This is a genomic window from Sphingobacterium spiritivorum ATCC 33861, from assembly GCF_000143765.1.
GTDB classification, from domain to species: Bacteria; Bacteroidota; Bacteroidia; order Sphingobacteriales; family Sphingobacteriaceae; genus Sphingobacterium; species Sphingobacterium spiritivorum.
This window is the reverse complement of record NZ_GL379770.1, coordinates 1,482,792-1,504,264: the sequence shown is the minus strand read 5'-3', so window position 1 is coordinate 1,504,264 and position 21,473 is coordinate 1,482,792. Positions and strand designations below refer to the sequence as shown.

19 protein-coding genes and 1 tRNA gene are annotated in these 21,473 nt (G+C 40.1%); 12 read left to right on the top strand and 8 right to left on the bottom strand.

Annotated features, from left to right (window positions below; all coding sequences use genetic code 11):
- The first annotated feature begins 199 nt into the window (after positions 1-199).
- The 5 genes from HMPREF0766_RS06615 to HMPREF0766_RS06595 all read left to right on the top strand — a co-directional run bounded on the left by HMPREF0766_RS06615 (position 200) and on the right by HMPREF0766_RS06595 (position 5,142).
- Complete coding sequence (locus tag HMPREF0766_RS06615; RefSeq protein WP_002994775.1) at positions 200-1,384, top strand: OmpA family protein; 1,185 nt, start codon at positions 200-202, stop codon at positions 1,382-1,384.
- Between the two features lie 36 nt (positions 1,385-1,420).
- On the top strand, positions 1,421-1,606 hold the full coding sequence (locus HMPREF0766_RS06610; RefSeq protein WP_002994773.1) for a hypothetical protein: 186 nt from the start codon (positions 1,421-1,423) through the stop codon (positions 1,604-1,606).
- A gap of 31 nt (positions 1,607-1,637) precedes the next feature.
- Positions 1,638-3,200, top strand: a complete 1,563-nt coding sequence (locus HMPREF0766_RS06605) for a fimbrillin family protein (protein ID WP_002994771.1) — start codon at positions 1,638-1,640, stop codon at positions 3,198-3,200.
- Positions 3,201-3,735: 535 nt separating this feature from the next.
- Positions 3,736-4,920, top strand: coding sequence for an OmpA family protein (locus HMPREF0766_RS06600; protein ID WP_002994769.1), 1,185 nt, complete (start codon positions 3,736-3,738; stop codon positions 4,918-4,920).
- A 36-nt stretch (positions 4,921-4,956) separates the two neighbouring features.
- Entirely contained in the window at positions 4,957-5,142 is a 186-nt protein-coding gene (locus HMPREF0766_RS06595; protein ID WP_002994768.1) for a hypothetical protein, read from the top strand.
- Between the two features lie 391 nt (positions 5,143-5,533).
- Here HMPREF0766_RS06595 and HMPREF0766_RS06590 read toward each other — a convergent pair whose 3' ends face one another.
- The 4 genes from HMPREF0766_RS06590 to HMPREF0766_RS06575 form a co-directional block, all read right to left on the bottom strand.
- The gene (locus HMPREF0766_RS06590) at positions 5,534-6,304 is read right to left on the bottom strand and encodes an NAD-dependent epimerase/dehydratase family protein (protein ID WP_002994767.1); all 771 of its coding nucleotides are present in this window, start codon (positions 6,302-6,304) and stop codon (positions 5,534-5,536) included.
- Positions 6,305-6,328: 24 nt separating this feature from the next.
- The gene (locus HMPREF0766_RS06585; protein WP_002994766.1) at positions 6,329-7,555 is read right to left on the bottom strand and encodes an MraY family glycosyltransferase; all 1,227 of its coding nucleotides are present in this window, start codon (positions 7,553-7,555) and stop codon (positions 6,329-6,331) included.
- Positions 7,556-7,594: 39 nt separating this feature from the next.
- Positions 7,595-8,527 (bottom strand): DUF5106 domain-containing protein, encoded by a 933-nt coding sequence (locus HMPREF0766_RS06580; RefSeq protein ID WP_002994765.1) that lies wholly within the window; start codon positions 8,525-8,527, stop codon positions 7,595-7,597.
- A 101-nt stretch (positions 8,528-8,628) separates the two neighbouring features.
- Positions 8,629-9,156: an ISAon1 family transposase N-terminal region protein gene (locus HMPREF0766_RS06575; RefSeq protein WP_002994764.1), complete on the bottom strand. Its 528-nt coding sequence runs from the start codon at positions 9,154-9,156 to the stop codon at positions 8,629-8,631.
- Between the two features lie 474 nt (positions 9,157-9,630).
- Here HMPREF0766_RS06575 and HMPREF0766_RS06570 point away from each other — a divergent pair, with 474 nt between their 5' ends.
- On the top strand, positions 9,631-10,698 hold the full coding sequence (locus HMPREF0766_RS06570; RefSeq protein WP_002994763.1) for an NAD(P)H-dependent flavin oxidoreductase: 1,068 nt from the start codon (positions 9,631-9,633) through the stop codon (positions 10,696-10,698).
- Between the two features lie 12 nt (positions 10,699-10,710).
- On the top strand, positions 10,711-11,385 hold the full coding sequence (locus tag HMPREF0766_RS06565; protein ID WP_002994762.1) for a hypothetical protein: 675 nt from the start codon (positions 10,711-10,713) through the stop codon (positions 11,383-11,385).
- A 38-nt stretch (positions 11,386-11,423) separates the two neighbouring features.
- Here the strand turns inward: HMPREF0766_RS06565 and HMPREF0766_RS06560 are convergent, their stop codons facing one another.
- A complete protein-coding gene (locus tag HMPREF0766_RS06560; protein ID WP_002994760.1) occupies positions 11,424-12,137 on the bottom strand; it encodes a class I SAM-dependent methyltransferase in 714 nt (237 codons plus the stop codon).
- 89 nt (positions 12,138-12,226) lie between these two features.
- On the opposite strand from HMPREF0766_RS06560, the gene HMPREF0766_RS06555 reads away from it, so the two are divergent.
- Together HMPREF0766_RS06555 and HMPREF0766_RS06550 are read left to right on the top strand one after the other, a co-directional pair.
- Positions 12,227-13,120 (top strand): LysR family transcriptional regulator, encoded by an 894-nt coding sequence (locus HMPREF0766_RS06555; protein WP_002994759.1) that lies wholly within the window; start codon positions 12,227-12,229, stop codon positions 13,118-13,120.
- 53 nt (positions 13,121-13,173) lie between these two features.
- A complete protein-coding gene (locus tag HMPREF0766_RS06550; protein ID WP_002994758.1) occupies positions 13,174-14,010 on the top strand; it encodes an MBL fold metallo-hydrolase in 837 nt (278 codons plus the stop codon).
- A gap of 64 nt (positions 14,011-14,074) precedes the next feature.
- Here the strand turns inward: HMPREF0766_RS06550 and HMPREF0766_RS06545 are convergent, their stop codons facing one another.
- The 3 genes from HMPREF0766_RS06545 to rpe form a co-directional block, all read right to left on the bottom strand.
- On the bottom strand, positions 14,075-14,959 hold the full coding sequence (locus HMPREF0766_RS06545) for a hypothetical protein (protein WP_002994757.1): 885 nt from the start codon (positions 14,957-14,959) through the stop codon (positions 14,075-14,077).
- A 63-nt stretch (positions 14,960-15,022) separates the two neighbouring features.
- Entirely contained in the window at positions 15,023-17,290 is a 2,268-nt protein-coding gene (locus HMPREF0766_RS06540; RefSeq protein WP_002994756.1) for an aconitate hydratase, read from the bottom strand.
- Between the two features lie 325 nt (positions 17,291-17,615).
- Positions 17,616-18,296 (bottom strand): ribulose-phosphate 3-epimerase, encoded by a 681-nt coding sequence (gene rpe, locus HMPREF0766_RS06535; RefSeq protein WP_002994754.1) that lies wholly within the window; start codon positions 18,294-18,296, stop codon positions 17,616-17,618.
- Positions 18,297-18,458: 162 nt separating this feature from the next.
- On the opposite strand from rpe, the gene HMPREF0766_RS06530 reads away from it, so the two are divergent.
- The 3 genes from HMPREF0766_RS06530 to HMPREF0766_RS06520 all read left to right on the top strand — a co-directional run bounded on the left by HMPREF0766_RS06530 (position 18,459) and on the right by HMPREF0766_RS06520 (position 21,458).
- Entirely contained in the window at positions 18,459-20,588 is a 2,130-nt protein-coding gene (locus HMPREF0766_RS06530; protein ID WP_002994753.1) for an HD family phosphohydrolase, read from the top strand.
- A 124-nt stretch (positions 20,589-20,712) separates the two neighbouring features.
- Positions 20,713-20,799: transfer RNA gene (locus tag HMPREF0766_RS06525), tRNA-Ser, on the top strand.
- A gap of 218 nt (positions 20,800-21,017) precedes the next feature.
- The gene (locus HMPREF0766_RS06520) at positions 21,018-21,458 is read left to right on the top strand and encodes a putative quinol monooxygenase (RefSeq protein WP_002994752.1); all 441 of its coding nucleotides are present in this window, start codon (positions 21,018-21,020) and stop codon (positions 21,456-21,458) included.
- Positions 21,459-21,473: the final 15 nt, after the last annotated feature.

Below are 21,473 nucleotides of genomic sequence, written 5' to 3'. Positions count from 1 at the left end.
TCTTTATCAATAAACAGCTGCATTTTTTACATTAAAATTGTAGCTGTTTATCTATACCAGCTCTTCTATATCGTATATTAATGTTCTTTTTAAGTTTTGACACCTAAAAATAATTCACACAAACAATTTATTTTAATTTAAACAATATAATTTTGTTTTCATTAAAAACACATATCTCAATACTATATCTAATTACTAAATGAGAATCATCAGTTTACTTTTTATTGCATTATGCATTTCCGTGACGGGATCTGCTCAGCAAAGTATCCGAAAAGATACAACTGTCGTCACAGACAACAGCAAGTACAAGGTCATTACCAATACCTTCTGGAGCAACTGGTTTCTGGGAGCCGGAGCAGGTGCACAGCTTTATTTCGGGGATCACAACAAACAGGCTCCTTTATCTGAGAATCTGACGCCTCACTTTGGCCTGCATCTTGGAAAATGGTTTTCTCCCGGATTAGGCTTACGTATCGGAGCCGGAGGATATCAGATCAAAGGACTGACACAAAACGGGAGCCATTCTACAGGAGAAGTATACGATGCTTCCAAATGGCTGGATAAACAAAAGTTTAACTACTATCATGTCTACGGAGATATGCTATTCAACCTTTCCAATCTGTTTAGCGGATATAATCCCGATCGCATTTACAACATAAGTCCGTATCTGGGCGTCGGATGGATGGTCACTAATGATGCACCCAAACAACGTGAAGTAAGTGCTAATCTGGGTATATATAATACGTTCGGACTTGCAGAGGCATTAGATCTCACGCTGGATATTCGCGGAAGTATGGTCAACGACCGCTTTGACGGAGAAACAGGCGGGCGTAAAGAGGAAGGAGCACTGAGTGCACTGATCGGACTGACCTACAAATTCAAAAAACGCGGATGGGACAGAAGTAAGACAACTGTCATCAGCTACGATGAAGAAGAGCTCAATGCTCTGCGCCGTAGAGTAAATGAACTAGCGGCCAACAATGATGCTCTAAGTAAACAACTGGAAGAAGCGGGCAACAAATCCATGACCAACGTTATCGTGAATAAAAATTTACTGGCAGCACCTATACTGGTCACTTTCAAAATCGGCAATAGTGAGGTCTCTAATGAGACCCGTGTCAATCTGGGATTCTTTGCAAAAGTAATCAGGGAAGGAGACCAGCAAGTCGTATACCGGATCACAGGATATGCCGATAAAGGAACAGGAACACCGGAGATCAACCAGCGTCTGAGTATGGCGCGTGCTGAGGCCGTAAAAAACATACTGGTCAACGAATTCGCTGTACCGGCAAGACAACTGGCCACCGTAGCTGCCGGAGGTGTAGACAATATGTATTATAATGATCCTAAACTAAGCCGTGCTGTAATCGCTTTTGCAGAATAATTAATATCCACTTAAAAACTATATGAAAATTATAACATGATGAATAAAAATAATAAAACAGACTACATCTCTCCTGCTATTATTAGCAATACTATAGATCTGGAGCAGAGTATCGCGGCCTCATCTGCAAGGTTGGTACCGGGAGGAACAGGTACCAATTCAGCAAATCCGCAGGTAGAGGACTGGACTACTGAGAAAATAGATAAAGATCTAACTTTTTAAACATGATTAACCTTCAATTAAAGTAATACACATGAAAATACATAATAATAAACCAGTGTCATTTGGACTGTTCTACCTTTGCTTTCTGATTATCTTAAGCGGTTGCTCCAAAAACGATGTTACATCTGATGTAGCTAACCAGTTGTCGTTTACAGTAACCGGTATCGATGAAGTCCGGAATACAAATCCTTCAAAAGCCACAGCAGCATTGTCGAGTCAGAATGCCGGCAGTGAAAGTCAGTTGTTACAACTCGGTAATTTTAGTGCTGAAGTATCTGTTACATCCGGACCGATCGCAACTCAAACAGAATCCTTCAACAGTAAACAACGTGCTGCGAATATGACCGATGGATACAAATACAGAGTAGTAGTACTGGATGCTAACGGAGATCTGGTAGGTGCTGTACAGGCAACAGCAAAAACAGATGGATCAGCACAGGTTGAAACCGCTAAAATAGACGTCGTAAAAGGGGGCACTTACTACTGGTACGCCTACTCCTATAACGAAGCTGCAGATGTGCCGGTACTATCCGATGAGGTAAATCCGGTCTTTACACCATCCTATGATAAGGATCTGCTGTATGCACAGGGTACAGTCACGGCAGGCACTGGTGCCGGTCAACAGGACAAGCAGATTCCTATTACCTTCAAACATGCATTGGCAAAGGTAACTGTACGTCTAGATGCCAGCCTGAGAAATGAAGCAATTACTGCATTAACTGCTACGTTAGGCAGCAATAATTATTTTACCTCAGGTACATTTTCTCTGAATGTCCTGGCGGGTACAGTAGCATGGGCTCCTGGTGCTGCTCATACTACTTCAGGTACTATCCCCTTTGCAGATTTCCCGGTCGCAGGAACAGCAACAGGCAGTGTCAGGCAAGCCTCATTCTACACGATGGGCACTACAGCGGTCAATCCTTTTATTGTAGATATAAACCAATTGCGCGTGGGTACTACAGATCTGATAACCACATCCACAACGGTCAACTTTAATAGCATCAAACCCGCTATAGGAAAGGAAATAATTACGAATATACGTATACAACCAAGTGGTGGCATAACAGGAAATCTGCTTTGGGCAACAGGTAATCTCTACTATCAGGGCGGACAATACCTTATAAGACCTGATGATACTACGCCAAGACCCTTCAATTCGTGGTACAGAAGTGATTTTTGGGCATGGGGCGCTACACTTCCCAACACAGATTATTCTAATAACGGAGCGTATGCTGATGCATGTGCAAAAGTACTACCCGTCAATACCTGGCGTATGCCTACACGAGCTGATTTTAATCAGTTAATAAGTATAACAGGAGTGAACAGGCAGGTTGTAGATAAAACTAATAACGGTGGATACGTACGTTTCAAAGGAAATAACAATGTTTGGGTGCAGTTTAATATGGATGGAAGGAATTCGTTTCAATATTACCCGGGCGGAGATGGCAATTACTGGACTTCAGACCGAAACAGTAACGGATATCAATTTTATGGCTTCGAAGTGAGTGATAACATATCAGATGCAACACTATATAATTTCTGGAACAGAAATGATTATGAAAATATCCGTTGTGTAAGAGATATAACAACATAGCGGTACTGATAACTTACATACACTGTAAAAAACAAAGGGTGCTGATTTTCTCAATATGGAAATCAGCATCTGCTTGTTTAAATGAAGATCTCAACTGATGCCAAAGGATAAACCTTAGTTTCATAATATAAAAGAATTAACCGAACAGATATCTGTTAAATGATGCGGCTCTGTAAATCCCAGACTTTATGCGCTATCTATCAGTTAACATACATACTTCTAAACTACATTAAACAACTCTTTTTCAACCCATTCCCTCCCAAAATCATAATTTGCATCCGAAAACTATCAACGAACAGCCTCATTATATAGGTTAAAATTGTAGAGATACATCCACACTACCTCTTTTTAAACGTTCTAAAACAACATTTTCCGGATTTGACTATGAAAAATCACGGACAGCACCTCTACGAGTTTAACTCACTAATCATATTTTTGTCCTATCACAACACACTAACTAAATATGTCTGATACAACAGGCATAATGTAAAAAATAGATTTTTTCAACTTCTTTAAACATAATAATATTAAATATATGAGAATAATAAGTTTACTTTTTATTGCATTATGCATTTCTCTGACTGGGTATAGTCAGCAAACAATCCGAAAAGATACAACTGTTGTTGTAGATAACAACAAATACAAAGTAATCACGAATACTTTCTGGAGCAACTGGTTTCTGGGCGCAGGCGCAGGGACACAGCTTTATTTCGGGGATCACAACAAACAGGCTCCGTTATCTGAGAATCTGACGCCTCACTTTGGCCTGCATCTTGGAAAATGGTTTTCTCCCGGATTAGGCTTACGTATCGGAGCCGGAGGATATCAGATCAAAGGACTGACACAAAACGGGAGCCATTCTACAGGAGAAGTATACGATGCTTCCAAATGGCTGGATAAACAAAAGTTTAACTACTATCATGTCTACGGAGATATGCTATTCAATCTTTCCAATCTGTTTAGCGGATATAATCCCGATCGCATTTACACCATAAGTCCGTATCTGGGAGCTGGGTGGATGGTCACCAATGATGCACCCAAACAACGGGAAGTAAGTGCGAATCTGGGTTTCTACAATACATTCAGACTTGCTGAAGCACTGGATCTGACATTGGATATCAGAGGTAGTATGGTCAACGATCGCTTTGACGGAGAAGTCGGAGGACGTAAAGAGGAAGGAAATCTCAGTGCGCTGATCGGATTGACCTATAAATTCAAAAAACGAGGATGGGACAGAAGTAAGACAACTGTCATCAGCTACGATGAAGAAGAGCTCAATGCTCTGCGCCGTAGAGTAAATGAATTGGCGGCCAACAATGATGCCCTAAGTAAACAACTGGAAGAAGCGGGCAACAAATCCATGACCAACGTCATCGTGAATAAAAATATACTGGCAGCACCTATACTGGTCACTTTCAAAATCGGCAGTAGTGAGATCTCTAATGAAACCCGTGTAAATCTGGGATTCTTTGCAAAAGTAATCAAGGAAGGAGACCAGCAAGTCGTATACCGGATCACCGGATATGCAGATAAAGGAACAGGAACATCTGAAATCAACCAACGCCTGAGTATGGCGCGTGCTGAGGCCGTAAAAAACATACTGGTCAACGAATTCGCTGTACCGGCAAGACAACTGGCCACCGTAGCTGCCGGAGGTGTAGACAATATGTATTATAATGATCCTAAACTAAGCCGTGCAGTGATTGCATTTGCAGAATAATTAATATCCACTTAAAAACTATATAAAAATTATAACATGATGAATAAAAATAATAAAACAGACTACATCTCTCCTGCTATTACTAGCAATATCATAGAGCTGGAGCAAGGTATAGCAGCCTCATCTGCAAGGTTGGTACCGGGAGGAGATGGTACCAATTCAGCAAATCCGAAGGTAGAGGACTGGACTACAGACACAGAAAGCAGAGATTTAACATTTTAATATTATCAATCATTAATACAAGTTATGTACACTAAGAATAATAAAATAAAAACCTATACACGAGTTCTACTCTTCTTATGTAGCCTGCTGATTTTAAGTAGTTGTTCTAAAAAAGAAGTAGAAAAACAGGTTTCACCGGATCAGGTGGCTCAGTTAGCCTTTTCAATAAATGGTATTGAAGAAGCATCCGAAGGTACTCCGTCAAAATATCAGGCATCATTACCCGAAACTAATACAGACAGCGAAAGCCAGCTGTTGCAGCTTGGAAATATCAGTGCTGAAGTATCCGTTACATCCGGCCCTATCAAAGCTCAGACAGCACCATCTAACAGTAAGCAACGTGCGGCCAATATGACAGACGGGTATAAGTACAGAGTAGTCGTAGTGAATGCTACGACAGGTACAGTGGTAGGATCTGTGCAGGCAACAGCCAGCGCGACAGGGGCACAGGCAGAATCAGCCAAAATAGATGTCGTAAAGGGTGGCTCTTATAAATGGTATGCTTACTCTTATAATGAAGCTGCGGATGTACCGGTACAAACTTAATAAAAGCAATAATATTTCCGATATAGGACATAGACTTTTGATTATTACCTTTTCCTATCATCATAAATTTGCCACTGGCAATCTGATATAACAGATTATATACATTACCCCGGTTTCCCTCTCCGAAAATAACAGTAGGCCGTACAATATTTATGTTCCAGTCCGAATGCGATTTATACCATTCCTGAAGGACCTGCTCTGCCTGCCACTTGCTCTTCCCGTAATGATTGAAAGGATCTGCAGAAAAAGATTCATCAGGATTAGCTTTATTCAGGCCATATATAGCTACCGAACTGGTAAAAATGATACGCTTTATCCCATTAGTCTTCATAGCCTGCAACGTATTTTTCATCCCCTGCACATTTACATCGTAATAAAGGGATGTGGGAGTTACATCATCCCGATGTTCAGCAGCCAATAAAATCACTATATCAGATCCTGACAAGCGGTTGCACAATAATTCTTTATCAAGAATATTCGTTAATACGGTTATATCCGCAAATCTTTTACTTTCATTCTTATCTACATTTACAATTTGGTAATTTGTAGTTTTTAATAAAAGATCGATCAATTGTGTTCCTACAAAACCGGAACCTCCTATTATCACTATTTTCATCAGCAGATCTTTTAATTTCTATTTCTATTCTGAAAATGCACCAAGTGACTCATCAGCATTCATGTATAAACTCTCATTCCTTGTTTTATTTTCATCTGAAAGAACTATTGTATTATCCTTCACTTTATCCTTTATCAATTTGCTTGATCTCATTTTTCCGATTCTATCAAAAGCGTACTGAAAACATATCCATAATACAATGTCTGCCAGCACCACAATGTTATTACTGATAAAATGAACTGCTAATCCATTAATCAGGCAAAAAAACAACGCCATACCTAATATCGTCAGCATAGCCTGACGGTGCGACATCCCTACCTGCAACAATTTATGATGAAGATGGTTACGATCTGGCTTAAACAATGATTTTCCCATTCTCCAACGGATGAACATCACCCGGGCCACATCAAACACAGGTACAATTAAAGTAGAAAAAGCGGCAACAATAGCTCCTTCTGAAAATGGCTTAATATCAGCATTATTCATAGCAAAACTAATAGCAAGAAAAGCAATGGAATATCCTAGTGTGAGGCTCCCCGTATCCCCCATAAATATCTGCCGGCGGCGGTGTGCAATACCAAACACATTGAAATAAAAAAACGGAAGTAATACACCTGCGGTTATAAAAGCAAACATCGCGTGCAACCAGGCACCGTAAAAAATAAACATAGCTCCCAACACAACCGCACCTATAGCTACTATGCCTGAACAAAGACCATCCAGACCATCCATCAGATTGACAGCATTAATAATAAGAACCACCGCAAACATGGTCAGTGGTATGCCTACCCATGGCGATAAGGATGTGATAAAAAGAATACCATACATATCGTTGATCCACAAACCCGATATAGGTAAAAGCGAAGCGACAAGTAATTGGGCCGTAAATTTCCATTTGTAATCCATTCCGATAAGGTCATCCGCTATTCCTACCAGAAAAAGAATCACCAGACCGCAGACGAGCATCATCAGCATCGGCACTATAATCCAGGGTTTTACATCAATATTCAAATCCAGTGAATATGGCCCCATTTTGTAAAGCACCACTAAAGTAATGACAAGTACACAGCATTGTATAGGAGCAAAAGCCACCCCACCCAATCGAGGTATAATACGTTGATGATGTTTGCGCGGATCTACCGGATCAAACAATCTCTTCCTGTATGTAACAAGCATAATGTAAGGAATCATCACCTTACTCAATAGCACGGCTAAAACAAAAGGAATTACAAATACTATTAAAACTTCCATCTAGTCATTTTTTATAATTTCAGAATACTTTATTCACACTCACATTACACTGGTTAAACCTTTATTATTTGTAAGAAAATACATTACATGCCCCAAATCGCTGTCCTTCAAAATGACATGCTTACGTTGATCCAATAAATACATAGTGGGAGAAGCCTTCAGGTCATACAGATTACGAGTAATAATATGTTTGTTTTTATCTATTGCGTTAATCCAGTTACCCGGCATATACGGAAAATAATCTTTCCATATCTCTTCATTGCCTACAGCATATACAGCCAGTATCTTTAGTAGTTTCTTATTGTCAATCAATTCATTCAGTTCCGGAATATTCTTCATTTTTTCAATGATGCTCTTACAACTGTTGCAATCAGGTTCATAAAAAATCAGTAGTAGAAACGGAGCATCAATTTCTTCCAACCGAACCTCTCTACCGGATTGTAACGCAACAGAAAATGAGGTCGCCGCAGTCCCTACTTTATTTTTTTTGACTGTCTTCAATAATTGCTCATATGTATTCTTTTCAATAGCAGAAACCTTATCTGAATGTATCAAATAACCGATTACGGGTTCGTAATACATATCATTACGCAAAGGAGAATTCGGATCATATAAATATTTTTTAAACAGACCCTGAAAAAAAGCAAATGCCTGTGGATTACTTTCTGCCTTACTTAGCATTCTGAATACAGCTTTTTGAATTTCTTCAGGTGAAGAAGATGGAAAAAGACCTATAAAATCAGCAATAGCCTGCTCACCATCACGCTTGTAAAATTCTTCATCATTAAAATCAAAATCATCCCAAAAATTTCCTATAGCTAACTTTCTTACAGAAGAGACAGCGTTTGTATTCATACTATCGATAGTATCCAGCTTTTCTTCCTGTTTCCTTGTATGACCATTATTGCAAGAATCAAAGACGACCAATAAGAAAATGATTAATCCAATACCTGATAAATACGTATTCTTCATTTTAGCATTTAAATCTTTTAATTTATTATTGAGAATTTCTCCAAACTATCTGAAACAACTCGTATTACTTTCCTGATATAAAGCTGTTCAAACCGTAAACACTATCCACTCTTCATATATTCACCAAATTCATTTGTAACTCTTACTAATGTTGTAAAATCGTCCCATTTACTGTAGACCATTTTATCAAGTCCGTCAATAATCCATTTTCTTCTTTTCAGACATAAAAATGATTTTTGACCACGAATCGGGAAATCCTGAATAATTATAGAATCTAAAAAACCTTTAGGTATCAATAAATCTTTTTCAAAACCACGCGGTGCTTTTTCATATTCTTCTAAATAAAAGAATAGGGCCTTTTCTTTTTCCACTATTCGTATTAGTTCAAAATTCTCCAGTAATTTTGAAGGCAATACACGACAAGAAAGTTCTGCATAGATTATAGAATCTTTCGTCGAACTCATTTCCTTTTCCTTTTCTCTTTGCTGTTTTCGTTGATATTCATCCAGCCACCTTATGATGGTTCTTTCCGATTTGATATTATATTCAACCATCGCCTCCTTTAATAACAATTCACCCGAAACAATCTTTCTTACGACATCCTGTTTGTTCAGTAAAGAATACTTCATATCCCTCAACTTATCTTAAATAAATAATTCTTTTTGATTTTCGTTCGTTAGTGCCAAATCAACTGTATAACTTCTAAGTGTATTCAGAAACACAATAGATAATAATCAGAGTATTAAAAGTTATAACGCAAATATAAAGCTATCTTAGTTTATTTTTACCCACAGGAAATAATATTAAACCCGAGCAAACGCCAAAAACACTGTCACAACAATAATACAGCTATATCGTGTAGATGCAGATCTACATGTAAAACAAATTAATTGTAGATAAAAATTTACATAACTGATTCATTTGTATCCTTAGAAGGCGGTACATTTTTAAGAAAAGAAGTCGCAAAGTAAAGATTATATTCAGAGCCCTCATTTTATTCGTCGTATAAACAATGGTAAATGGTAATAAGCTTAAAAAACACTTATTACATGATTTCTAAAAATCATAACTGAACCCAAACTATTCTTAGTATTTTTAGAAATATGAAATGGAAAAATGAGATTACCGAATTGTTAGGAATAATTCATCCCATTGTTCAGGCTCCTATGTTAGGGGTAACCAGCCCTGAGATGGTAGCCGCAGCTTCTGCAGCAGGATGCCTGGGTTCGCTGGCGCTTGGAGATCTTACAGCAGAACAATGTTCAGCAGCTATTCGTCAGACGAGAGCTTTAACTTCTGAACCCTTTGCAGTCAATTTCTTTGCTCACGCTATCCCACCCGTGACCGATCAGCTCATTTCAAAATATAATACCGCGCGGTCTTTTATACAGGATCTGGCTCAAAAACACAATTTGAAGGCTGAACTCCCAAGTCTGGAACAGTTGCAACTACACAGCTATCATCAACAGATAGCAGCTATTCTGGAAGAGAAATGTCCCATTGTAAGTTTTACTTTCGGAAATCCGGATGCTGCCGTCATATCCCTGTTCAAGCAAAACGGCAGCATTCTTATCGGTACCTGTACCAGTCTGGATGAAGCTCTAGCGCTTGAGCGCTCAGGAATAGATATTATCTGTGTACAAGGTATAGAAGCAGGCGGACATCGAGGAAGTTTTATAGACGATTCTCTACCTCTGGTAGGAGGATTTTCTTTATTAAGTCAGGTACTGGAGCATGTGCGCGTTCCTGTCATCTATGCAGGAGGGATCTATAATGCCCGTAGTCTTCGCGCAGTTCATACATTAGGAGCTTGTGGATTTCAGGTCGGAAGTCTGTTGCTGACAGCTAAAGAAAGTATATTAAAGCCTTTTGAAAAAGAGCTGTTACAGCAGCTGAAAAGCAAAGATGTAGTACTGACCAACAGCTTTACAGGAAGATATGCCCGGGGAATCCGCAACCTTTTTTCTAAGGAAGCAGAGGCATCCGGAAATATACTTCCATACCCCTATCAGAATAAGCTGACCGCGCCTTTGCGGTTAGCATCAAAAACGAATCAGAATCCAGACTTTGTCAGTATATGGGTAGGTCAGTCGCCTTATCCTTTCAGCACTGCCTCTACAGCAGAGATACTACGTAATCTGATCCATGAAGTCGAATCTCAGGATACATAAATCCATAGACCTATGAAAAATATATATTATCTGCTATTCTCCCTAAGCCTGCTTGCATGTAATGCACGTCCGGTAGAGGATAAGACAAACATACATTCAGATACCACAAATATAGCAAAGGATTCTTTACAGGCTCCCGTCGTAAAAGATGAGCCTGAACAAACAGCCGAACAGAAATTTCTTTGGCGGGAAGATCAGTATGATGATGAATTAAAAGACACCTTCAATATGATCAGGATCGATGAGGATCTTGCAAAAAATCTTTCGGATTCCGAACGTGCGGCAATAGGTTACGTAGCGACTTTTATAGGAAATGAATGCCAGTGGGACGGCCCCTATAAAGATGATCGTAGCAATCTGAAATGTAAGATACTTACAGCTCTTCAGCTCGGATATCAGTGTTCTGAACAGCATATAGGGTTTCTCAAAAAGTGGTTCAAAGACGATAAAGTTGTACTGGAAGAACTCCAGGGCTGCCCGACTATTCCGGATGGAGCAACAATACAAAATACATTTGACGAAATATCATTTAAGAAAGAAGGTGACAAATTAACCGTGAACTTTATAGTAAGCGGTCACAATATGCGCGAAGGAAAAAGTTGGAAATGGGTAGAAACAGACTATTTTCAAATCAATGGAAATACAATCAAGTATATCAAAAAAGACAAAAGAAAGGTGACGCCATAATAGCGAACCGGCATCACCTGCAATGCTAATATGACAGTTTATCTGAATGCCACGAAGGAAGCAAAACAAAGATTTTTGTGCAGTACATCTACAGATTTGAACCCTGCCAGACGTAGCAGATCCAGCTGATAAACCAGAGTCTGCGGAGTATCTTCTTTTTCAATATACGCAAACACATGGTCACGATACGCTTCATCTTTAAGCCCTTTCAAATAGGCTCCATAACGCTCTTTATAGATCAATTGCTGTATACCTGCTTCCTGCTGGATAAGCAGATCAAAAATCCAGATGCTACCTCCCGGACGAAGCCATTGATAAAATTTTGCAAATGCGGATTCCCAGTCGGCATCTGTTCTTAAGTGATGCAAAACCGCCGTGGCCACAATGACATCGAAACTCCCCGCAGGAAATTCCAGAGTCTGAAAGTCAGCCTTGATGGCATCCACCCTTCCTGATGTAAGCGGTTGTATACGTTCTACAGCCTTATCCAGCATAGGTTGACTGAGATCGACTAAGGTTATATTAGGGTTCCTGACTTTTGACAACAACTTGACCGGATAATTACCTGCCCCGCATCCTACATCCAGCACATCTCCGAGTTGTGCATAACTCGCTGCAATACCATCTGTAATCAATTCCATATTATACAGCGCATCCAAAGTGGTCTGCTGTCCCGTATCCAGATTCGAAAACCGGGTAACGTCCTGATCAAAACGTTCTTCTATCTCTCTTAATGTTGATTTGTGTTCCATACCATCGCTGATTTATATTTCAAAAATAAACACATTGATAATACCTTAAAAATACTAATTTTATCAACAATCAATACCTTTAACGTATCATGGAATTAAGACATCTTCATTATTTCGCTATTTTAGCAGAAGAACTTCATTTTGGAAAGGCTGCAGAAAGATTGTTTATATCCCAACCTCCGCTGAGCAGGCAAATCAAAGATCTGGAAGAGGAACTGGGAGTTGTACTGTTTGAGCGTAACAATAAACGTGTAAACCTGACTCCGGCAGGAGCATACTTTCTGAAGGAAACCCAGGATATTCTACGTCTTTTGGATAATGCCAAAATCAAGGCCAGACAGATACAGGATGCTGTATCCGGAACATTCAGATTAGGATACATCAGCTCTACTCCTAAAGCATTATTGGCGCGTTTGCTCAAAATGGTGAAGGAGCGCTATCCATATCTCCATGTATGCCTGTATGAAACGTCCACTCAGAAACAACTCACAGCATTAGAAAATGGTAAACTTGATTTGGGAATTGTACGCACACCAATCCTGTCAGATCAGCTGAGTACCCGTACATTATTAAAAGAATCCTTCTGTCTGGCAACAACTCCTGATTTTAATACAACTTCCGGTAAGCTAAGTGAATTAGCTTATGTCTCGTATAGTAAAGAGTATGCACCTGAGTATTACCGGCAATTTGTAAGTTACTGCCATTACCTGGGTTTTGATCCGCATGTCCTGCATGAATGCAATACAATGCAATCCATTTTAGAACTCGTATCAAGCGGACTGGCGGCAGCTCTGGTGCCGCAATCTGTGCAACATCAGGCCCGGCATCTGCAGATCCGCTTTAGCCCTCTTGCGGCAGCGCCTGTATACACAGAAACAGTATTGGCTTTTGACAAAGAAAGTAAGCATCCGGCATTATCAGCATTTAGAGATTTAATAATAGATGAATACAAATCATTTTACAAGGACAAAACACACAAGTGAAAAGCCGATTTGTTTTATTTGATGCATTAAATCATTTATGTTAAATTTAGCATATGCAACTACACACGATTGATACCGGTTTTTTTAAACTTGATGGTGGCGCTATGTTCGGCGTCGTTCCAAAGTCCCTTTGGCAACGTACAAATCCGGCAGACGAAAAAAACTTATGTACCTGGGCCACCCGTCTCTTACTGATAGAAGACGGATCCAGATTAATACTTGTCGATACAGGATTAGGGGACAAACAGGATGCAAAATTCTTTGGTCACTACGATCTGCACGGAGATGATACACTGGACAAGTCATTAGCCAAATACGGTTACAACAGACAGGATATCACAGATGTATTTCTTACACACCTCCATTTTGATCATTGCGGAGGTGCCATCGTGAGGGACGGAGATAAGCTGATCCCCTCCTTTGCAAATGCAACATACTGGAGCAATGAAAAACACTGGAACTGGGCTACTGTTGATCCGAATCCACGGGAAAAAGCATCTTTTCTGGCAGAGAATATACTTCCTATACAAGAAAGCGGACAGCTGAGATTTATCGGAGAAGGACAAGCGCTTACGGAACACATCGACATCCGCATAGCCAACGGACATACAGAAGCCATGATGCTACCCCAAATCCGGTACAAAGGAAAAACAATCCTATACATGGCCGATCTTCTCCCCTCTGTAGGACATATACCTATTCCCTATGTGATGAGTTATGATGTACGCCCGCTCACAACAATGCAAGAGCGCAAAAGTTACTGGGAAGAGATTGCTGATCAGGAATATATTCTGTTTCTGGAACACGATCCCGTGAATGAATGCTGTACACTGCAGCATACAGAGAAAGGAATACGATTGAAAGATACCTTCCGTCTTTCGGATATTTAAAAACAAAAAAAGGCAGAAGATATTTCCCGGAATCTCTTCTGCCTTTGATCCTTTAGGATTGTTCCTAGAACCGGAATCCCAGAACCCAATAATTTTCGAAGAACCAGATGCCTTGCTGCGCTTTATCTACACCTCTCCTTCCCGTAGTACGGATATTCGTCAATTCCGTATAGCCGGTTTTAAAACTACCTTGCAGATACAGCCCTTTGTAAAAACGATACTGTAACCCAACTTTTGCAGCTCCGCCATATCCGGCAATATTCCAGAAATGATTAGCGCCTTCACCAAAAAGATGCACATCTGAACGCGGAATAAGCAAACCGGCCTCTACCCCAGATTCCATTGTCAGCACCTGTTTACCCTGTCTGTTGACAATTATATCATCATAGCGTTCCAGTCCCAGAGCAGCAAAGTTATAACCATCGGTATGCTCAAAGGTCAGCATACTGGAGTCTACAGTGATCATCTCACCATTGTAACTACCGGCTTTATCTCCCGTAGGAATACCCGGTGAAGAGATTTCCGGATCAATAAAACCTGAAATTTTAACTCTTTGCGGAATATCCACTACATATTTCATATGATCCCATCCCAGAGAAAGAGAATAGTTATCCTTTATAAAATAACCAAAATGAAAATTAAACTGAGGAATAGTCAGACGTCCCGGATCAAGATAAGTCATCGAAAGTTTGGTCGGTCGGTCTCCGGCCTTTACATCATGTAGTGTAAAGTTGTACCCGGGTCCTTTGAACGTAATATCAGACTTGGCATAGGAAGAAAAGTTGTAACCCCAATGAACGAATATCTTTCCCTTATTACTTTCAGTCCTTGAATATTTTGTTTTAAAAATGCTTTTACCTATTTCTGAATTTCTATCTCCCATTTCCTGGGCAGATACCGATGACAAGCATAATGCAGCGGCAGTTAACGACAATAATATTTTTCTCATTGTTATAATAAAAAACCTGGCACAAAAGTACCAGGCTGTAAAAGTATAAGCAAATAAACTAATTTATTTTGCTTGATTTTGACGAATGATGTTCAATGCACCACCGGCTTTGAACCAGCCGATCTGTTGTTCATTATACGTATGGTTTGCCAGAATCTCTTCCTGCGTACCATCTTCGTGGTGAAGCACCAATGTCAAAGGAGTATTTGGAGTGAATGTAGTCAGACCAATGATATCGATAGTATCGTTTTCACGGATTTTATCGTAATCTTCCTTATTTGCAAAAGTCAGTCCCAACATACCTTGTTTTTTCAGGTTAGTCTCATGAATACGGGCAAAAGATTTCACCAGTACTGCACGTACACCCAGATGACGAGGTTCCATTGCAGCATGCTCGCGTGAAGAACCTTCACCGTAGTTTTCATCACCTACAACGATAGAACCGATACCTGCAGCTTTGTAATCACGTTGAGTAGCCGGAACCGGACCATATGCGCCTGTCAATTGATTTTTAACCGAGTCTGTTTTTTCATTGAAGAAGTTTACAGCTCCGATCAGCATATTATTAGAGATATTGTCCAGGTGACCACGGTATTTCAACCATGGACCCGCCATAGAGATATGGTCAGTTGTACATTTACCTTTAGCTTTGATCAACAGTTTCAATCCTTTAAGGTCTGTGCCTTCCCATGCCGCGAAAGGTTCCAGTAACTGAAGACGATCAGATTCAGGACTGACAGCTACCACTACTGATGAACCATCAGCAGCCGGAGCCTGATATCCCGGATCATCTACTGCAAATCCTTTAGTTGGCAATTCATCCCCAACAGGAGGATCCAGTTTTACCTGCTCACCTTTACTGTTAGTCAGTGTATCTGTCAGCGGATTGAAGCCCAGATCACCGGAGATTGCGATAGCCGCAACCATTTCAGGAGAAGTTACAAATGCAAACGTGTTAGGGTTACCATCCGCACGTTTAGCAAAGTTACGGTTGAAAGAGTGTACAATTGTATTTTTCTCTTGCTTGTCAGCTCCTACACGATCCCACATACCGATACAAGGACCGCAGGCATTGGTAAATACAGTAGCATTTAACTCTTCAAATGTTTTCAATAAACCATCACGGTCTGCTGTAAAACGCACCTGTTCTGATCCCGGATTAATACCGAACTCAGCTTTTGTAACCAAACCTTTATCTACGGCTTGTTTAGCAATAGAAGCAGCTCTGGATAAATCTTCGTAAGAAGAGTTGGTACATGATCCGATCAATCCCCATTCTACTGTCAAAGGCCATCCGTTTTTCTGAGCCTCTTCACGCATACGTGAAATAGGGGTATACAAATCCGGAGTGAACGGACCGTTAAGACTTGGCTCCAGTTCAGAAAGGTTGATTTCGATTACCTGATCAAAATAAGTTTCAGGATCAGCATATACTTCAGCATCAGCTGTAAGATGTTCTTTAATAGTATTTGCGGCATCAGCTACCTCAGCACGGTCAGTGGCACGTAAGTAACGCTCCATAGATTCATCGTAACCGAAAGTAGAAGTAGTGGCACCGATCTCAGCACCCATATTACAGATAGTACCTTTACCGGTACAAGACATAGAAGTAGCACCTTCACCGAAATATTCTACAATAGCGCCTGTACCACCTTTTACAGTAAGGATACCCGCTACCTTCAGGATCACATCTTTTGGAGATGTCCATCCACTAAGTTTACCCGTTAATTTAACACCAATAAGTTTAGGGAATTTAAGCTCCCATGGCAATCCGGCCATTACATCGCATGCATCAGCACCACCGACACCAATAGCGATCATACCAAGACCTCCGGCATTCACCGTATGAGAGTCTGTACCGATCATCATACCACCCGGAAAAGCATAGTTCTCCAACACAACCTGGTGAATGATACCTGCACCCGGTTTCCAGAAACCAATACCATATTTATTTGATACAGAACTTAAGAAATTGAAAACTTCCGAACTTTCTTGTTTTGCACGGGTCAAATCCTTTTCTGCGCCTTCTTTAGCCTGAATCAGGTGATCACAATGTACTGTAGAAGGTACCGCTACTTTAGGACGTCCCGCCTGCATAAACTGCAACAAGGCCATTTGAGCTGTTGCATCCTGCATCGCAACACGATCCGGAGCAAAATCAACGTAAGAAGTTCCGCGTTCATATGCCTGAGAAGCATTACCGTCCCATAAGTGAGCATACAAAATTTTCTCAGATAACGTCAAAGGTTTATTCACCACTTTACGAGCCGCAGTGATACGCTCGTCATATTGGCTGTATACCTTTTTAATCATTTCTATATCAAAAGCCATTTGTTTATTATTTTAATTTACTTCAACAGAAATGCTTACCGAAATAAGCTTTATTTAAAATTTGCACAAAAATACAAAATTTCATGGCCAAATATGACTTTTAAGCCCCGTCAGCCTAATTTGGAAAAATTCTAAACAATTTATAAAGCAAGCAGGATAAAAACATAATCATCTTATTTTCAGCACATTAAAATAAAACAACTCTTAACATATTCGAAATCAATTTTATCACATCAAAGTAATTAATCATTAACGCTACCTCCATTCATAAAAAAAGAGCCATTTCCGGAGAAAGGCTCTTTCACTAATCTTTTCTGTTGCAGGCTTATATCTGTTGCAATTGCGGATCAACAGCTTTAAGATCAGCAATAGTCTGCGTCGGATTTTCAGCTGCAAAAACCGAACTTCCGGCAACCAGTACATCAGCTCCTGCACGTAATAATGCACCAATATTCTGATGCCCTACTCCCCCATCTATTTCGATCAGCAGATTGTCGTTGACTCCTGCTGCCAGCATACGCAGTTCTTTTATTTTATTGTAAGTCTGCTCTATAAATTTCTGTCCCCCGAATCCCGGATTTACAGACATAAGACAGACCAGATCAATATCGCGAATAACATCTTTCAATAACGAGACAGGAGTATGCGGATTTAGCGCCACACCAGCCTTACATCCCAATTCCTTAATAGCAGCAAGCGTTCTGTGCAGATGCGTACATGCTTCATAATGAACAGTAATGACAGCAGCACCTGAATCTTTACATACTTTGAGGTAACGATCCGGATCAACGATCATCAGATGTACATCCAATGGCTTTGTTGCGTGTTTAGCAATAGCCTGCATAACCGGAAATCCAAATGAAATATTAGGAACGAATACACCATCCATGATATCAATGTGAAACCAATCTGCTTCACTGTTGTTTACCATTTGAATATCATCATACAGTTTGGCGAAATCTGCTGCAAGCACCGAAGGTGCAATAAGGTGTTTTTGAAGAGACATTAATTCTATAATTTTATTATATCGCACAAAGATACGGAAGTCTGCAGGATATCCGAATCTTTAATCAAAAAACTGAATATTAGAAGACAAACCCAAACCGGAATCTCCGAAAGACTCAAATATTAATTACATTTGTTTCTAAATAAAGCAAATTGACATCCTGTGGCGAGATTAAAAATTAAATATCAACGAGAACAATCAGAAAAAAATGCAGTATTGATTAAGTATGGAATGGTCTTGCTGACTATTGTACTGATCTGCATATTCTTACCTAAGCAACCGCGATTCCGTTACGAATTTGAAAAAGGTAAGGTATGGAATCACGACAATCTGATCTCTCCTTATAATTTTGCAGTTCTGAAGACGCAGGAAGAGCTTAATCTTGATCGCAAAAATATCCTGCACACCATACAGCCTATTTATAATCTGAGTGCCAGCACAGCCAAAGAACAGATAGATCAGTTCAATACCGATCTGGCCGAAAAGTGGCAGACCAGTCAGATGGATTCGCTCAAAGATAATATGGCCGATTACAGAGCTGTCGGTTCGGATCTGCTTGCCCGTATTTACGCTAAAGGAGTCATATCCCTGAATAACCGATATCAAAACAGAGATGGAGACAGCGGGAATACTTCTGATGCAGCCAAACAATACAACTTTACACTCGTCAGTGACAATATCGCTCAGCAGAAAAACACCATTGACAGCTACACGATCGAGACGGCTTATAATTATATCGAATTGTCTCTGTCCAGAATGGGTAAGATCACACATAAAAAGTGGCTGCTGGAGCTCCTGAAAAATTACATCACGATCAATTATATTTTCAATGAGAATCTGACCAATAAAATGGAACAGACAGCTCTGGCGAATATCTCAACGACCAGAGGAGTAGTCCAAAAAGGAGAATTGATAGCAGAGAAAGATAAAATTATCAACAATGAAACCTACCAGCGTCTGGAATCTCTGCGTAAGGTGTATGAAGATGAAGCCAAAATCAGCGGTAATCAGAACTATGTAGTTCTAGGACAGTTTATGATTATCTCCCTTTGTATTACCTTGCTGATGGTATTCCTGTATTTCTTCCGCAAGGACATATACTACAACAACAGGTTGCTGACCATTATATTTATCGTTATTATCTCCATGCTGGGTGTACTTTCCTGGTGTGTCAATCTCAAAATTCCAAGTCTCTACTACATTCCGTACTGTGGCGTACCGATCATCATACGGATCTTATTTGACACCCGTGTGGCTCTGAATATACACCTGCTGATGGTACTTATCGCTGCCTTATTTGTACCCAACAGTTACGAATTCGTGTTTCTTCAGTTCGTGACCGGAATGGTATCCATTTACAGCATCAAGACACTGGTCAAACGTGAACAATTTCTGATCTCCAGTCTTATTATATTAGCCACTTATCTGGTTGCCTATATTGGCCTTGGCCTGACCCGTAACGGATCCTTCAGCAATATTTACTGGAGCGAAATCGCACCCTTTATTGTGAGTGTGGGTCTTACCTTGCTGGCCTATCCGCTGATTTACGCTTTTGAACGCCTGTTTGGTATTGTCTCTGACCTTACCCTGATGGAACTGACCAACAGTAATTCAAAGCTGTTGCGGGAACTGTCGCTGAAAGCTCCGGGAACTTTCCAACACTCACTACAGGTAGCCAATCTGGCTGAAGCGGCTATTTATAAGATTGGGGGGAATCCGCTTATGGTAAGAGCAGGTGCTTTATACCATGATGTGGGTAAGATGATCAATCCGCAGTATTTTATCGAAAATCAGATCTCAGGTCATAATCCGCATGACGAACTTACTCCTGAACAGAGTGCGCAGGTCATTATATCACACGTACTCAAAGGAATCGAAATAGCACGTAAAAATCTGCTTCCTGAAGTAGTAGTAGACTTTATCAAAACACATCACGGTACAACGCGTGTAGATTATTTTTATAATATGTTTCTCAAGAATAATCCGGACAAGCTGGTAGACGAATCCCTGTTCCGTTATCCGGGACCTATCCCCTTTTCGAAAGAAACAGCTGTGCTGATGATGGCCGATTCGGTAGAAGCAGCTTCACGCAGTATGAAGGAGCATACCGAACAATCTATTAATGATCTGGTCGATAAAATTATAGATCATAAAGTAGCACAACGCCAGTTTATCGACAGTAATATTACAATGAAGGATATTACCGAAGCTGCACGTATATTTAAGTCCATGTTGAAGAGTATTTACCATGTACGCATCGATTACGATCTGAGCAAAAAAAAATCTGATTAATTATATTTCAGAAACAAATTGAACCTCAGAAGTTTATTTAAAAGCTCTTTATTTTTTTTCAAAAAAAGCATTTAGAGGCTTTGCGGAATGAAATATTAGCGTTATGTTTGCATCGTTGAAACACGGAGAGGTGCCTGAGTGGCCGAAAGGAACAGTTTGCTAAACTGTCGTACTGGAAACGGTACCGCGGGTTCGAATCCCGCCCTCTCCGCACAACATTAAAAAGAGTCCAATCCAAAATTGGACTCTTTTTTTGTATACTCAATCTTTTTTTATCTTACAGAATTATTATCTAGATTGCAGCAATCGAGGAATAAGAACCCACAGAGCTTAAAACAGCATTTGACATCATCAAAAAGGTGATAAAAGAAGAACATGCAATTACCGCAATAGCCGTACTTTCAGAAATGAGCAAGTAAAACAGATAATATGATTAAATATAATTTTCAATACCGCATTTACTTTCGGCGGTCTTTACAGGTTGCCCTCACGGCATTGGCTTGTCTCTGTATGGGTAGCGTAACCTTTGCCCAACAAAAGGATATGATTATACGCATTTCAGAAATCGAGATACATCCCGAACATTTGGAAGAATACAAAGCGATCCTGAAATACGAAGCGGAGGCATCCGTAAGGCTGGAGACGGGTGTTATTGCTATCTTCCCGATGTACCAAAAGGATAATGCTGCCCAGGTGCGGATACTGGAAATGTACAAAGACCAAAAAGCCTATGAGTCGCATTTGAAGACCGAACATTTCCAAAAATACAAGACAACCACGCTGCACATGGTCAAGTCCCTGAAGCTCATGGATATGGAAGCGATCGATCTGGAAGCAGCATCGGGTATTTTCAGAAAGTTAAAAGAATAGCATTAAATTAAAGCT